This window comes from Sphingopyxis sp. P8, assembly GCF_020622175.1.
Classification (GTDB): Bacteria; Pseudomonadota; Alphaproteobacteria; order Sphingomonadales; family Sphingomonadaceae; genus Sphingopyxis; species Sphingopyxis jiangsuensis.
The window spans coordinates 929730-944586 of the sequence record NZ_JACNMK010000002.1 but is presented as its reverse complement, the minus strand read 5'-3'; the positions used below and the strand labels follow the sequence as shown (position 1 = coordinate 944586).

Here is a 14857-nt window from a genome sequence, read left to right as displayed (position 1 = left end):
TCAGCGCTCGCTAAAGCGTGCAGTCACCGTCGCGTCGATGCCGGCGGCCTTCAGCGGCATCGCGAAGCTCTGCTCAATGGCCGAGCGCGCGGCCGCTTCGGCGAGGCGCATCGGGGTTGCGCTCTTCGCCTGCTTGATCAGTTCGGCCTGCCCCGCCTTGCGATTGGCGGCGTCGAGCGACGCTTCGGCGTCGGTGATCGCAAGCAGGATTTCGCCATCGCGAAACTCGCTGATCGCATCGATGTCGATTTCGGGACCAGCGAGACGCAGCGGCGGGAGCGTCACCGTCAGCCGGCGAGCCGTCTCGTCCCAGTCGAGGTCAGAGGACTGCAGCTTCGCCAGATCGAGTTCGTAGCGTACCGTCCCCGGCATAATCAGCGTCTTCTTTGCGCTGAGGCCAAGACGGCTCTGGCTCGACGTCACCACCGCGACATAGCGTGCGGTGAAGGGAACGAGCACATTCTGCTCGCGCAACCCTTCGAGGCTCGCGGCGACAACGGTCTCGGGCTCATAGCCCTTTTGCCAGCCGCTCCACGCCCGCCAGCCGAGAAAGATCGCGAGCAGGAGAAGCGCGACGACAGTTATGCGAAAAAGGTCGCGCCTCATGCGACGAGCCGCCAGCGGTTATCGGCACGTGCGACGCGACCGCGCGCTTCGAGGTCGAGAAGGTGCGCGAGCACCGATCGGCCGGCGGCGCCGGTCAAGCGCGGGTCGAGCCCCTTGTACATATGCTTTACCATGTCGGGAATCACGTCCGTCCCGCGTTCGAGTTCCCGCAAAATCTGTCGCTCGCGCTGTTTGCGATGGCCGAGCATCCCCCGCACGAGCTGGCGCGGCTTGGCCACGGCAGGGCCGTGCGCCGGATAATAGATGCGGTCGTCGCGGTCATAGAGCTTCTTGAGGCTCGCCATATAGGCCGCCATGTCACCATCGGGCGGGCTCACGACGCTCGTCGACCATGCCATCACATGATCGCCCGTAAACAGGGCCTTGCTCTCGATGAGCGAAAAACACAGATGGTTTGACGTATGCCCCGGCGTCGCCACCGCCTCGAGCGTCCAGCCGTCGCCAGTGACACGCTCGCCATCGGCAAGAACCCGGTCGGGCGCATAATCGGGATCGAAGGCAGAGTCGGCGCGCGGACCGTCGTCGGCAAGCGCCAACGGGGCGCAGCCGACGATCGGCGCACCCGTCGCGGCCTTCAGGGGCGCCGCGGCGGGCGAATGGTCGCGATGCGTGTGCGTGCAAAGGATCGCTGCGACGCGCTGCCCCTTGACCGCGCGGAGGATCGCGTCGACATGCCCTGCCCCATGGGCGTCGGGCGGGTCTCCGATACTCATCCCGCTGCCGGTCGGGCCAGGGTCGATGATCGCAACGTCGCTGCCCGCGCCGACGATCCATGTCTGCGTTCCCGTGAAGGTGTAGGGCGACGGATTGGGCGCGAGCACGCGCCTGACCAGCGGCTCATGCTCTTCGCAATCGCCGGCACGGATCGTATCGGGCCAAGGCTTTTCGTCGCTCATATATGCCATGTGGCATCACAAAGCCGGAAGGAAAAGGGCCGCGCATGTGAAAAAGGGAGCGGCATCGCCACTCCCTTTCCCCGCCCCTGCCGCTGACCCCACCGGGGACGGGGGTCAGCGTCGAAGCTGAAACCTCAGTCGCCGGACTCTTCGATCTCGGCGATCGCGCGGTCCATGTCGGCGAGTACCTTGGCACGGATTTCGTCGCTCAACTTGCCGGAACTCTCGCCACTGGCAAAACGTTCGCGGGCCTTTTTAAGCGCCGAAACCTGCGCCGTCCGGTCGCCTTCCGGGCCGCAATGGGTCATCACGACGCGGCTCTTCTTGCCGCCTTGCTGTTCCTCGAACTCGATGACGGGCATCGCCTTCGCATCCTTGCCGCACTTGGCGAAGGCAAAACCCTTGCCGTCGGCCGACGACCATGCAGCGGGGGGCATAGGCGGGATGGGCGGCATCGGGGGCATGGGGGCGAGCGCAATGCTGCGCTTCCCTTTCGCCTCGAGCCGGTCGGCAATAGCATTTGCCTTCTTGCCCGTTACGCCCTGCTCCTTCAGCGCCGACAGAATTTCATCACGCGTAGGCGCGCCGGGAAGCGCGAATTCGAAGCGCTTGACCTTTCCGCTCGCCCCCGCTTCGGGAGCCCAGTGGAGGCCGTGCTCGCCGCCGCCCTTGCGCTCGCCGTCCCGGATCACGACGCGGTGGATCTCGCGCTTCTTGCCGCCATCTGCCCCCTTGGCGTCGTCGTCGGTCGTGACGATCATCACGCGGTGGACGCCGGGTGCCGCGGGCGCTTCCGGTGCAGCAGGCGGTGCAGGCGGCTGCGGCACGTCGGTGGGCGCTGCGGGCGGGGCCGGGGGCGCCGGGGGTTCCGGCGCATCGGCGTATTGCGCATTCGCACTGGCAATCCCCGACGGCACCAGCGTCGCGGTCGTCGCGAGAACCGCCACCGCCGCTCCGCCGACAAGCAAGCGCCCCATGGCGCCGCGCTTGATCGAAACATCCTCCCGCATCAACATCGTCAGTCTCTCCTGCAAATTATCGTGGACCGCCATCGGCGCGGCGAGCGACAGGCGCGAACCGACCGCAGCCTTGGCGATGGCATGGGCGTAGCGGACGGTGCGCACTGCACGCGGACTGCTGTCAGCCATCGTCAGCACACGCGCATCGCACGCGGCTTCCTGATCGAAGCGGAAGGCCCTGATGGCGCGCCAGGCAAAGGGATTGAACCATTGGGTCGCGAGCAGCACGAGCGCCGCCGCATTCGCCCACAAGTCGCCGTGGCGATGGTGCGCAAGTTCGTGATCAACCGCCAGCGCGCGCTCATCGGCGGCATAGCGTGCAAAGAAATCCTGCGGCACTGCGACAAACCGACGCCACAAACCAAAGGCGATAGGGCCATCGACCGCGTCCGACATGACGAGGCGGATCGACCCGATCGGCTCGAGCTCGACCGATGCGCCCAGTACCGCGCGCCGGAAACGGTCGTGCGCGAGCATGGCTGCGACGATAACCGCGACCATGCCAACCGCCCATGCTGCGAAAAGCCACGGCAGCAATTCGGCCAATGACCAGAGCGGAGCGGCCGCCGACGCCGCAGCCGCACCATCGAGCGCGCCGAGCTGGGCCGCGTCAGGCCAGACAATCTCGGTCACGGGCATCGCTACGGGTGCCGCAGGCACGACGGGATCGGCGAAGGGAAGTGGCGGCAAGACCAGGCGCAGCGCCGGGATCAGCCACAGCGTGTAGGTCAGCTTCGGTCCGAAAAAGCGCGCAAAAGGCTTACGGATCAGCAAGATCGCTAGCACGAGCAGCGCAGTTGTAACGAGCGTGTCGATCCACACGTCGAACAGCATCGCGGCGCTCATGACTTCAGCCTCCGCAGCAGCGCCTCAATCTCGGCGATGTCGCGATCCGACAATGCCTCGCGCTCGGCGAGATGAGCGATCAAAGGGCTAACCCGGCCGCCGAACAGGCGGTCAACGAAGCGCTGCGACTCCTCGCCCACCGCATCGGCGCGCTCGATGGCCGGCGAATAGAGATAGCGCCGCCCGTCGGCTTCGGCCGTCACCGCGCCCTTTTGCACGAGCCGCGCGAGCAGCGTTTTGACGGTCGCCTGCGTCCAGCCGTTGCGCTTGCCGACGCGTTCGGTCAGGTCGGCGGCCGTCTGCGGGGCCCTGTCCCACAGCGCTGCCAATACCTGCATTTCCGACTCGCTTGCTCGTTCCGCCATGCCGGACCCCTCCTCTAGGCGTTCACCGATAGAACACGACTACAATTGTAGTCAAACGGCTGAACGCTTCCTGAACGAAAAATTACGCACGAGTGTCGGAATTCTTGACAAACGGCGGGGGCGGTAAGGATTCGCTAACCAGCGTCTCGCGTCATAATCCGCGATCGCCGCGATTTGGCACGGCGTTTGAATAGTATGTCCACGTTCCCGAGTGTTCCGCTCAAATGGAGCGGTGGGGGGCATCGGTCTGGTCCCTGATGCCCCCTGCCCCCACCGGGACATCCCCCACTTACCCCAAGCGAACGGGGGCGGAGCGGCCAATCGGCCCCGCCCCCGGAAGCCGTCGGTTTAATCGGCTGTTATCCATTCTGGTGCACAGCGTGCGGTATGGGACACGCTCGCGCCGCGCCTCGCAAACTGGCTGCCCTCGACCTGCTCCGCTTCGCCTGTGCGATGCTGGTGCTCGCGGCGCATTATTTCGCCTCGTTCGCGCGCGCGCCAAGCGCGGCCGCGCGCGAGGCTCTTTCGGGACAGGATCTCGCAGCGCCCTTCGCGTCCTTCACCTGGTTCGGATGGATTGGCGTCGAACTATTTTTCGTCATCTCGGGCTTCGTCATTGCATTGTCAGCGCGCGGCAGCGGGGCCGGCCAGTTCGTGCGACGGCGCATCCTTCGCCTCGCCCCGGCAGCATGGCTTTGTGCAACGATCACCGCGCTTGCCCTCATCTGGGCGGGCATCTTCACGCCCGCCGAAGTCGCACGGCGCTGGACAGCATCGACTCTTTTCCTCGCCGCCGCACCACAAATCGACGCCTCCTACTGGACGCTCGGCGTCGAGGTGAATTTCTATCTGCTCGTCGGCCTTGGCCTGTGGCGCGCAGGTGATGCCGTCCTTGACGTGCTGCCCAAAATCCTCGCTTTCGTCGGAGCGCTGTTCTGGACGTCGTACCTGCTCGCAGGTCCAGGCCCGGGTCAGCCACCGTCGCTCGGGCTATGCTTGTTGCTGGCGCCGCACGCCAGCTTCTTCGCCGTCGGCATGATGCTCGAACGCCGGGCACGGACCGGCGCCCTGTCTTCGCCGTCTTTTTTTGTACTCGCTCTGGCAGCCTGCACGGTCGAAATCGCCAATGTCACGGCCGCTCGCATGACGGCGATGGATGTGACCCAGGGGTTTGCGCTTCCCTTCCTATTCTTTGTAGCGGGACTACTCGTCATCGCGAGCGCCGATCGCATCGCAATCGGAACGCAATGGCTCCCGATGGCTACGCAGCTCGGCCTTGCCACTTACCCACTTTACCTCATTCATCAGGATGCGGGGGCGGTCGCCGCGGCTGCGTTGCTTCGTACGGGGATGTCATTCACCGAAGCGTTGCTATTGACGACAGCAATCGTCGTCGGCTTTGCATTGGCCTGCACACGATGGCTTGAGCCGGTAGTCCGGGCGCGGCTTGCACACGCCATCGACGCCCTCGCACGTCGCCGTGCCGCGGCTCATTCCGGGGCACTACCCGGCGCCTGAACTAGTCGGCTGCGTCGACCAACTTTCCCGAACCGCCGATTTCGGCAGGAAAATCGACAAACTTCGGCAGATCGTCCGAAACCGCAAAAACGGCCTCGGCGTAGCTCAGATGCGCCTTTGGTTCGAAATCGACGGTCGGCAGGATTGCCGCGCGAACATCGACGACGCCGAGCTTGGGATGGTCGATGAACATATGACCGCCGCACTGCGTGCAATATTTGCGATCGCTCGTCCCGACCTTGTTATAGCCGCCAATCAGTTCGGCGCCCTTGGTCACGGCAACATTGTCGGACGGCCAGATGGTGAAGGCAACGAACGGCGCCCCCGAATAGCTCCGGCACGACTGGCAGTGGCAATATCCCATATCGACCGGATCGCCCGACACTGCGATCTCGACCGCGCCGCAAAAGCAGCTTCCCTTGTGCGTCATAACATCTCCACCATAATCTGTTTGTCACGCTGCGGCACACGCCGCAGCAATCAGTCCGCCTTGGTCGGGATGCCGTCCATCACCTGATGAAGTTCGCCCGCCTCCCACATCTCCATCATGATGTCGGAGCCACCGACGAATTCGCCCTTCACATAAAGCTGGGGAATCGTCGGCCAGTCGGAAAATTCCTTGATGCCTTGCCGGATTTCCATGTCCTGCAGGACGTCGACGGTATCATATTCGATGCCAAGCCGGTCGAGCATCGCAATGGCGCGCGAAGAAAACCCACACTGCGGGAACAAGGGGGTGCCCTTCATGAACAGCAGCACGGGATGATCGGCGACCAGCTTGGCAATGCGGTCGTGAGTGGCGGGGTCGGTCATGTCAGGTCTCCGGTGGCGCACGCGGTGCGCAATATTTTGCTCTGCCCCTTATGAGGGGATGGCGGTGGTCAATTGCAAGGCGTGAAGTTCGCCGCCCATCCGGCCGCCGAGCGCCGCATAGACCGCCTTGTGCTGCGCGACACGCGACATGCCCGCGAATGAGGCGCTGACAATGTGTGCCGAATAATGGTCATTGTCGCCCACAAGGTCGGTGATCGTGACGTCGGCATCGGGAAATGCCGCCTCGATCAGGCTCCTCAATTCGGATTCGCGCATCCCCATCGCCGATCGCCCTCAGTTCCGGCTTTCGATGAACTGGCGGCGAGCCTCGGTCGCCTTCTCGTTGAGTGCGGCCCGGATTTCGGCATCGCTGATCTCGACCTTTGCGGCGGTCAGGTCGCCCGCCAGCTTGCGGATGACATCCTCGTCGCCCGCTTCCTCGAAATCGGCCTGGACGACGGCCTTGGCATAGGCGTCGGTCTCCTCGGGCGTCAGCCCCATTCGCTCGGCCGCCCATTCGCCGAGTAGGCGGTTGCGGCGCGCGGTGATGCGGAACTGCATCTCCTGGTCGCGGGCAAACTTCGCCTCGAAAGCCCGTTCACGATCGTCGAATGCGTTCATCTTGTCCTCACCGGGTTGAAACAGTCGGTACCAGATAGGTGCCCGACTGCGGCGGCGCAAGCCGCCTGTGCCCCAGATCACTTCCCTTTTGAAAGCGAAGGGTTTAGGGTCCGTCGGCAGGGAATGGGTCGTACCACAGCAGCGAAGATGGCACCCTGACGCACGGGCGACAGGGCGCTTCGGTTATGTGTTTTGGGGGAATGTACGATGGCCGCTCGACTTAAGGTTTGTTTGTCGGCGCTCGGTGCCGCTTCGATAGCGGCAACGCCACCGGCAGCGGCACAAGGCCAAGGTGTCGACCCAACGCTGCGCGACAGTTTTTCGATTGGCGAGCAAGGCGGATCGCTGTGCGCGGTTCAGGCGACCGTGCGCGATTCGGTCATCCGCGGAATGTTCGATCGCGCGTGGGTCATCGTCTGCCGCGATGCGAGCCAGCCGGTCGGCTATGTCCGCATGCTGCGCGCGGATCGCGCCGAGGCGGCGGCACGCATCGACGCCGGACGGACGGAAACGATAGATTGTAGTGCCGCCGGCACCTGCACGGTGCGCGGCAGCGACATCGCTTGGCAGACGCGGATCGAACAACAGGGCGAAACGGCCTATGCCGTCGAAGGCTTTGCCGCCTATGGCGATGCGCTCGACATCGCGCTCGAATCGGTTCGCCAGCGCCGCGTCGTCCCAGGCGTCATCAGGGTCGCCACGACCTCGGTCGGCGGCAACGACGGCTTTGCCCGGACACTCGCGGGGACCATCGATGTCGACAAGGCGCTTGCCGAAGGATACCGGCGCAACCACAGCGGCGATTATGCCGAAGCCGCCGAATTTTTCGAGGCGCTGTCGCGGCGCGCGCTTGACGAGCAGGATGCGGTCGACATCGACCCGACCGAATTCACCCTCAACCGCGCGCTGCAGCGCTCGAACCTCGGCGAATTTTCCGAGGCGGAACGGCTGTTCGGCGAGGTCGAAGCCATCCCGACGAGCGATCCCGTGCAGCTCCGCCTGCGCCGCAATTTCCGCGCGATCCACGCGCTCAACCAGCGCGATCTCGATGGCGCCGCGTCGATCCTTCAGGCCCCCGTCCCGCCGCTGCGCGATGCGGTGACGGTCTTGGGCGGCGCGGTGACGCTGACGCCCGAAATCGTCGCCGGCGTCAACAGCGGCACGAACAGCGCGATCCGGCAGGATGGTGGTCGCGAAAAACTGACCCCCGCCGAGCGGGCGAAGATTATCGACGCGCAGGCCGACCATCTGTTCGGGACGGCCGAGCGGCTGCGCGGCAACGCCAGCGCGGCAAAGGCCGCGCAGATCAAGGGTCTCGGCGATGCGATTGCGGTACGCGAAGGGCGCGTGACTTCCATTATCCGCCTGCGTTCGCAAATGCTCGGCGAACTGGCGCTGGCCGAAGAAGCGCTCGGCAACATCGGTGCGGCAGACGCGCGCTTTATCGAATCGGTGAATGCGCTCGCGGTCGAATATCCCGAAACCAATGCGCTCGCCTCGGCCCGTGCGCGCTACGCCGCCTTCCTGACGCGGCACGGCCAGGACGACAAGGCGATCGGCATCTATCGCGAGGTCGTGAGTGCACTCGCCTCGTCGCAGCGGTCGACGACCGGCATGGCGAACATGATGGCGCCCTATTATCGCCTGCTCACCGAGCGGGTCGGCTCCGACGCTGCAGCGATCAACGACTTCTTCGTCGCCAGCCAGCTTCAGATCCGCCCCGGCGTAGCCGATACGCAGGCGGTGCTCGCACGCGAACTGTCGAGCGGCAGCGACGAAGGCGCACGGCTGTTCCGGCAGGCGACGACGATCGCCCGCGATATCGAGCGGGCGCGGATCGAGGACGCGCGCCTCGCGCAGCTTCCGGCGACGGCAGAGGTCAATGCGCTGCGCGCCGACCTCAAGACCCAGCTCGACAATCTTGCCTTTCAGCAGACCGAAACCATCGGCGCGCTTTCGGCCTTCCCGCAATATCGCGTGGTCGCATCGGGCAAGCTCGAGCTGACGGAGTTGCAGCAGGTGCTGCGCCCCGACGAAGCCTATCTCAAGATGCTCGTCGTCGGCGATGCGGTTTACGGGATGCTGATCGAACCCGGAGCGGCGCAGCTTTGGCGTTCGGACATCGGTGCAGGCGCGCTCGAAGGCGCGGTCGACCAGCTTCGGTCGACCATCTCGGTGGTCGAGAGCGGCCGCCGCGTGACCTATCCTTTCGACGCCGCAACGGCGCGGTCGCTTTATTCGCGGCTTTTCGGCCCCGTCGCCGAGCGCCTGCCCACTGTGAGCCACCTGATTTTCGAACCCGACGGCGCGATGCTCAAGCTGCCGATCAACCTGCTCGTCACCGCCGACACCGGGCTGGCCGCCTATGAGGAACGGCTGCTCGACGTCGACGCCGATCCGTTCGACATGCGCCAGATTGCTTGGCTCGGGCGCGCGACGCGGCCGTCAACCGCGGTATCGGCGCTCGGATTTCGCAATGCGCGTCAGGCAGCGCCGTCGAATGCCCGCAACCAATATTTCGGACTCGGCGAAAACGTGCCGGTCACCGGGCTCCTCCCGTCGCTCGGGACGCGCGGCGCGGTCGGCGTCGGCGTCGATGACGACTGCCAATGGGATTTGGCGCAGTGGAGCCGCCCGATTTCTTCGGCCGAACTCGTTACCGCGAGCAACGCCATCGGCCGCGACACCGCAACGCTTCTCACCGGCGGAGACTTTACCGACACGGCCGTCAAGACGCGCAGCGACCTGTCCGACTATCGCATCATCCATTTCGCAACCCACGGTCTTGTCACCGCACCGCGCCGGTCGTGCCCGGCGCGTCCGGCGCTGGTCACCTCGTTCGGCGACGGTCAATCCGACGGGCTGCTGACCTTCCAGGAAATTTTCGAGCTCAAGATCGATGCCGATCTCGTCATTCTTTCGGCCTGCGACACTGCGGGCGCGGCCTCGGTCGCGGCGACGCGCGAGGCCGGCATTTCGAGCGGCGGCGGCAACGCGCTCGACGGACTGGTGCGCAGCTTCATCGGCGCCGGCGGACGGTCGGTAATCGCAAGCCACTGGCCCGCGCCCGACGATTTCGACGCAACGCGGCGGCTGATCGGCGGGCTGTTCACCGCGCGTCAGGGCGATAGCGTCGCCGACGCGCTGTGGGCGACGCAGCAGCAGTTGATGGACGACCAACAGACGTCGCACCCCTATTATTGGGCCGGTTTCGCCATTATCGGCGACGGCGGCCAACCGTTGCTGCACGCAATTGACACCGCATCGACGGCGCAGCGGGGGGAGACGGCAGGCCGCTCGGCACGCTGACAGCATGACGGAAACGGCAACGATCGAACCCACCGCGGCGTCCGACGGACAGCCCGCCGCCGTGCCGCTGCGCAAGCGCATCCGGCGGCTGGTCACTCAACTCGGCCCGTCGCGCATGGTCGCGACGATCCTGTTCCTGATCGTCGCAGTGCTCATCGCGCGTTTCGGGTGGGAACTGCCGCTCGCGCGCGACGCCGAGCGGACCCTCTATGATGCGCGCGCAACGCTGATGGCGCCGCAGACCCGGCAGGACAAGCGCATCGTCCTTGTCACCTATAATGACGAGACGCTGTTCAACACAGGCATCCGCTCGCCGCTCGACCGTACTCTGCTCGCCAACGCGCTCGCCAATCTCGACAAGATGGGGGCAAAGGCCATCGGCATCGATATCGTGTTCGACTCGCCGCGCCCCGACGACGAGTTGCTCAAGGAGCAGCTTCGGTCGATGCAAACGCCGACGTGGCTCGCCTATGCCGAGCAGGCAAGCAACCCGAACACCATTTTTTATGAGCAGCAGAAGTTTCTCGAGGCATTCCAGGCCGACGTCGTCGGGCCGCGCACCAAGCCGACGAGCGTGCTGTTCCGAACCGACGACGACAGCGTCATCCGCAACTGGCCCGACCGCCCTGCCCATCTGCCGCCATTGATGGCCAATGCGCTCGCGCCGGTCGATTCCGCCCATGCCAATTTTCAGGGCAATATCCGCTTCCTGCTCCCGGCACGCGCCGCCAGGGGACAGGAGGAACCGGTGTTTGCCAACCTCCCCATCGACATTTTCGGCGCGCCACTCGACGATGCAATGCTCGCCGGAATGTCGGACCTGGTGCAGGGGCGCTATGTCCTGATCGGCGGCGACATCATCGACAACGACCAGTTCAACACGCCGCTCAGCCGCTTTCCCGATCCGATATCCGGCGAGCATGAAACGATGATCGGGCTCGAAATACATGCGCATATGCTCGCGCAGCAGCTCGACGGCGCCTGGACGAACCCGCTTCCGCGCGTTTCGCTCTGGCTTCTCGCGATCCTCGTGGTCGTCGCCGGGGGATTGACCAGCATCGTCGATCTTCGCGCGCGCTGGGTCGCACTCATTTTTCTCGGGCAGTCGGCTTTCTTCCTCACCTTTCCCTTCTGGGTGCACGCGCGGGGCGTCGATACCACGACATTGCCCGCTTTCGGCTGGGCGATTGGCTGGCTGTTCGGCTATGCCGCCGTCGGCACCGCTGCGCGGACGGTGGGCGCCCGCCAGCGCGCCTTTGCGCAGTCGGCGCTCGGCAAATATCTGCCCGCCGATGTCGCAGCGCAGATCATGCGCGATCCCGACCAGCTTTCACTGCATGGCGAGCGCCGCAACATCTTTTGCGTATTCACCGATCTCGAAGGATTCACCCAGCTAAGCCATGCAGTTACGCCGGAAACGGTCGCGCGTTTGCTCAACGAATATCTCGACAGGCTGAGCGATATCGTCCTCGACCACGGCGGAACCATCGACAAATTTGTCGGCGATGCGATTGTCGCCTTCTGGGGAGCGCCGCTTTCGCGTCCCGACGATGGCGAACGGGCAGCGGCAGCAGCGGTCGCGATGTACGAAGCGGGCGAAAAATTTCGCGTCGACCTTGCCGAGGGCGTCCCGCCGATCGGCATGACGCGCGTCGGGCTGCACGTCGGCGATGCGATTGTCGGCAATTTCGGTGGCGAGGACCGCATTCAATATACGGCGCTCGGTGACAGCATGAACACCGCATCGCGGCTTGAATCGGCGAACAAGAGCTTGAAATCCGGCATTTTGATCTCCGCCGAGGCGGCCGCCCATGCCAAGCGCGACGACCTTGTTCCGATGGGCCGGGTGACGTTGCGCGGGCGTGCGCAACCGGTCGATGTCTTCACCCCGCGTCCCGACCTTACCCCCGACCAGCGCCGCGCGATTGCCGCCATGGTCGAGGCGCATGCCGCGGGCGACAAAAACGCCTTTGTGACCCACGCCACAGCGCTGGCCACGGAATATAGTCAGGATGCAGCCATCAACTTTCTGATAGAACGTCTGAACGCGACCGAAAAAGGAGAAAGCTATGCCCTTTCCTGAACACTCGATACGCCGCCTCGGCCTGACCGCCGTCGCCGCGGTCATGGCGGTTGCCGTTGTCGGCACCGCCGCCGCCCAGTCGATGGTCGTCCGCTCGACCGGACCTTCGGCGAGCAAATATCCTACCGGCACCAAGCTCAAATCGAACGACCGCGTCACGCTTGTTGCGGGCGACAGGGTCGTGCTGATGCAGGGCGGCAAGACCCGGACGCTGTCGGGACCCGGCACGTTCAACGCGACCGGCACCGTCCAGGCGAGCCAGTCGATGGGGTCCACCGTCACCCGCATGCTCGCCAAGGGGCCGTCGGTTCGCTCGCGCGGCGGATTTTCGCGCGGCCCCGGCGATCCGGAACCGGTCGACGTGCGCGCGCCGAACCTGTGGCTGCTCGACTATCGCGAAGGCGGCACCTTCTGCGTCGTCGACCCGGCATCCTTGCTGCTCTGGCGCCCCGATATGGGCAGCGACCAGCTGCTGCGCATCGAACGCGGCGAACGCACTGAAACCGTCGCCTTTGTGTCGGGCGCCAATTTCCGCAAGTGGCCGACCGAAACGATGCCCGTCCAATATGGGGTCGATTACCGGCTCTCGGGTGCGGGATTGGCCGCGCCGGTGACGGTCCGCTTTGCGGCGCTCGAAGCGCTGCCCGAAACACCGGAGGCGTCGGTCGAGACACTGATGGCGAATAGCTGCTCGCCACAGCTCGAGCGGTTAGTCGATGCGATGGCGGAATCGGAAATGACCGGGGGATGAGGCCGGAAGGGGCGCGGCCATTGTTCGCGCCTCATCCGTCTGATAACAATAGGGCGAATGGTCACCGCACGAAGCGGTCTGCCCTTTCCTTGGGTCGAAAATGCGTTCCGTCGTCGCAAGACGGAGCGAATGGATCTGGCGCCGCGATGCTTTTTCGCGCGTCGGCGCGCGAGGAATGGGGACGGTTATGGGGGTAGTGCGACATTGCAAGCGGCAGCGACCGGCGGGTGATCCTGCCCGCATCCTGCTGACCGGGTCGGCGGCTCTCGCGCTGGCGGGGCTGCCGCTGACCGCGCAGGCGCAGGTCGCGCCGCAAATCCCGACACGCGAGGAAATCCAACCGGTTGCGCCGCCACCGACGCAGCCGCCGCGCGAGCAGATCGTCGCCGTCGATGACGAGATCGAGCGGTCGCCCTGCCCGCTCGCCAGTCCCGAATATGCGAATATCCGCATCGCGGTCCGCCGCGTCGAGTTCGCATCGGTCGAAGGGATCGACCCGGCGATGCTGGCGCCGAGCTGGACCGACCGCACGGGCGACGACCTGCCGATTTCGGTGGTCTGCGACATTCGCGACCGTGCGGCGACGATGCTGCGCGCGAAGGGCTTTCTCGCCGCGATCCGCGTACCGCCGCAGACGATCAGCGACGGGGTGGTGCGGCTCGACATCCTCGCCGCGCGCATGGCGCGGGTCGAGGTGCGCGGCGACGCGGGCGCCAACGAAGCCCTGCTCGCGCGCTATCTGTCGCGGCTCGACGACCAGCCGGTATTCAGCATCGCCGAGGCCGAGCGCTATCTGCTGCTCGCGGGCGACATTCCGGGGCTCGACGCGCGGCTGACGCTGCGGCCGGGGGCGGTGCCGGGCGAGGTTGTCGGCGAGGTTCTGGTGACGCGCACCCCCATCCTCATCGACGGCAGCACGCAGAATTTCGGATCGCGCGACGTCGGCCGCTGGGGCAGCGTCCACCGCGCGCGCTTTGCCGGGCTGACCGGAATGGGCGACCTTACGACGGTCAGCTTCTATTCGACCCCCGATTTCGAAGAGCAAAAGGTGCTGCAACTCGCGCACGAGTTTCGCGTCGGCGGCGAAGGTTTGCGGCTGGGTGCAAGCTATACCTACGCCTGGACGCGTCCCGACGTGCCCGCCTTTCCGATCAGGTCGAACACCCAGATCGCCAGCCTTTTTGCGAGCTATCCGGTGGTGCTGACGCAGGCGCGGCGGCTGACCGTCGGCGGCGGCCTCGACTTCATCGACCAGGACATCAAGTTCGGCGGCGTCCCCCTCAATCGCGACCGGCTACGCATCTTCAGCCTGCGCGGCGACGCAAGCTGGATCGATCCGGCGTCGGTCGCCGGGCGCAGCGGCTTCAGCCCCGCCGAGCCGCGCTGGTCGCTCGCGACCTCGCTCGAGGCACGGCAGGGCGTCAATTTCCTCGGCGCCAGCGACGATTGCGGACCCGGCGGCGCGGCGTGCTTTGCGCCGGGCGCCATCCCGCTGACGCGCGTCGAAGGCAAACCCGACGCATTTCTCGTCCGCGCGCAGGCTCATGCCGAGTTCCGCCCGCACAAGCTGTTCACACTTTCGGCGGCACCGCGCGCGCAATGGGCGAGCGATCCACTGCTCGCCTATGAGGAGTTTTCGGGCGGCAACTTCACCGTCGGTCGCGGGTTCGACCCCGGCACGGTCATCGGCGACAGCGGCGTCGCGGTGGCGCTTGAAGCGCGCTACGGCTCTTTCGTTCCCGCCAACGTCAAAAGCTTTGCCTTCCAGCCCTTTGTCTTTTTCGATGCGGCGTGGGTTTGGAACAAGGACAGCGTGTTCAACGGCCTGAACCCGCAAAAGCTCTATTCGGCGGGGGGCGGCGTGCGCGTTGCCTATGGCGACCGCGCGCGCCTCGATGCGACGATTGCGGTACCACTCAACCGCGGCGGCTTCCTCGCGCAGCGACCCGACCCGCGCTTCCTGCTCTCTTTTACGACCCAGTTCGGCATCAAGGCGCGCTGAGCCATGC

13 protein-coding genes are annotated in these 14857 nt (G+C 65.4%); 5 read left to right on the top strand and 8 right to left on the bottom strand.

The features are described 5' to 3' along the window. The 4 genes from H7692_RS12945 to H7692_RS12930 all read right to left on the bottom strand — a co-directional run bounded on the left by H7692_RS12945 (nt 1) and on the right by H7692_RS12930 (nt 3753). Nucleotides 1–606, bottom strand: coding sequence for a DUF4230 domain-containing protein (locus H7692_RS12945; RefSeq protein ID WP_201927909.1), 606 nt, complete (start codon nt 604–606; stop codon nt 1–3). Further along, entirely contained in the window at nt 603–1523 is a 921-nt protein-coding gene (locus H7692_RS12940; protein ID WP_222137078.1) for an MBL fold metallo-hydrolase, read from the bottom strand. Before H7692_RS12940 ends, H7692_RS12945 begins: the two co-directional genes overlap by 4 nt. A 134-nt stretch (nt 1524–1657) precedes the next feature. Further along, nucleotides 1658–3388, bottom strand: coding sequence for a M56 family metallopeptidase (locus tag H7692_RS12935; RefSeq protein ID WP_201927913.1), 1731 nt, complete (start codon nt 3386–3388; stop codon nt 1658–1660). Next, complete coding sequence (locus H7692_RS12930; RefSeq protein WP_201927915.1) at nt 3385–3753, bottom strand: BlaI/MecI/CopY family transcriptional regulator; 369 nt, start codon at nt 3751–3753, stop codon at nt 3385–3387. The genes H7692_RS12935 and H7692_RS12930 overlap by 4 nt, the downstream gene beginning before the upstream one ends. A gap of 387 nt (nt 3754–4140) precedes the next feature. Between H7692_RS12930 and H7692_RS12925 the strand changes: the two genes are divergently transcribed. After that, complete coding sequence (locus tag H7692_RS12925) at nt 4141–5271, top strand: acyltransferase family protein (protein ID WP_201927917.1); 1131 nt, start codon at nt 4141–4143, stop codon at nt 5269–5271. A gap of 1 nt (nt 5272) precedes the next feature. On the opposite strand, the gene H7692_RS12920 is transcribed toward H7692_RS12925, so the two are convergent. The 4 genes from H7692_RS12920 to H7692_RS12905 are packed head-to-tail and all read right to left on the bottom strand — an operon-like array spanning nt 5273 to nt 6705. Beyond that, nucleotides 5273–5701 (bottom strand): GFA family protein, encoded by a 429-nt coding sequence (locus H7692_RS12920; protein ID WP_201927919.1) that lies wholly within the window; start codon nt 5699–5701, stop codon nt 5273–5275. Nucleotides 5702–5751: 50 nt separating this feature from the next. Then, nucleotides 5752–6084 (bottom strand): Grx4 family monothiol glutaredoxin, encoded by a 333-nt coding sequence (gene grxD / locus H7692_RS12915; protein WP_201927921.1) that lies wholly within the window; start codon nt 6082–6084, stop codon nt 5752–5754. A gap of 48 nt (nt 6085–6132) precedes the next feature. Continuing rightward, a complete protein-coding gene (locus H7692_RS12910) occupies nt 6133–6366 on the bottom strand; it encodes a BolA/IbaG family iron-sulfur metabolism protein (protein ID WP_201927923.1) in 234 nt (77 codons plus the stop codon). Between the two features lie 12 nt (nt 6367–6378). Continuing rightward, nucleotides 6379–6705, bottom strand: a complete 327-nt coding sequence (locus tag H7692_RS12905) for a DUF1476 domain-containing protein (protein ID WP_201927925.1) — start codon at nt 6703–6705, stop codon at nt 6379–6381. A 207-nt stretch (nt 6706–6912) separates the two neighbouring features. On the opposite strand from H7692_RS12905, the gene H7692_RS12900 reads away from it, so the two are divergent. The 4 genes from H7692_RS12900 to H7692_RS12885 all read left to right on the top strand — a co-directional run bounded on the left by H7692_RS12900 (nt 6913) and on the right by H7692_RS12885 (nt 14850). After that, nucleotides 6913–10014 carry a CHAT domain-containing protein gene (locus tag H7692_RS12900; RefSeq protein ID WP_222137077.1) on the top strand — a complete coding sequence of 1034 codons (3102 nt, stop codon included), beginning with the start codon at nt 6913–6915 and terminating at the stop codon, nt 10012–10014. Between the two features lie 4 nt (nt 10015–10018). After that, nucleotides 10019–12097, top strand: a complete 2079-nt coding sequence (locus H7692_RS12895) for an adenylate/guanylate cyclase domain-containing protein (RefSeq protein ID WP_201927927.1) — start codon at nt 10019–10021, stop codon at nt 12095–12097. Continuing rightward, the gene (locus H7692_RS12890; protein WP_227340312.1) at nt 12084–12848 is read left to right on the top strand and encodes a hypothetical protein; all 765 of its coding nucleotides are present in this window, start codon (nt 12084–12086) and stop codon (nt 12846–12848) included. Before H7692_RS12895 ends, H7692_RS12890 begins: the two co-directional genes overlap by 14 nt. Before the next feature lie 187 nt (nt 12849–13035). Further along, nucleotides 13036–14850: a ShlB/FhaC/HecB family hemolysin secretion/activation protein gene (locus H7692_RS12885; protein ID WP_227340311.1), complete on the top strand. Its 1815-nt coding sequence runs from the start codon at nt 13036–13038 to the stop codon at nt 14848–14850. Nucleotides 14851–14857: the final 7 nt, after the last annotated feature.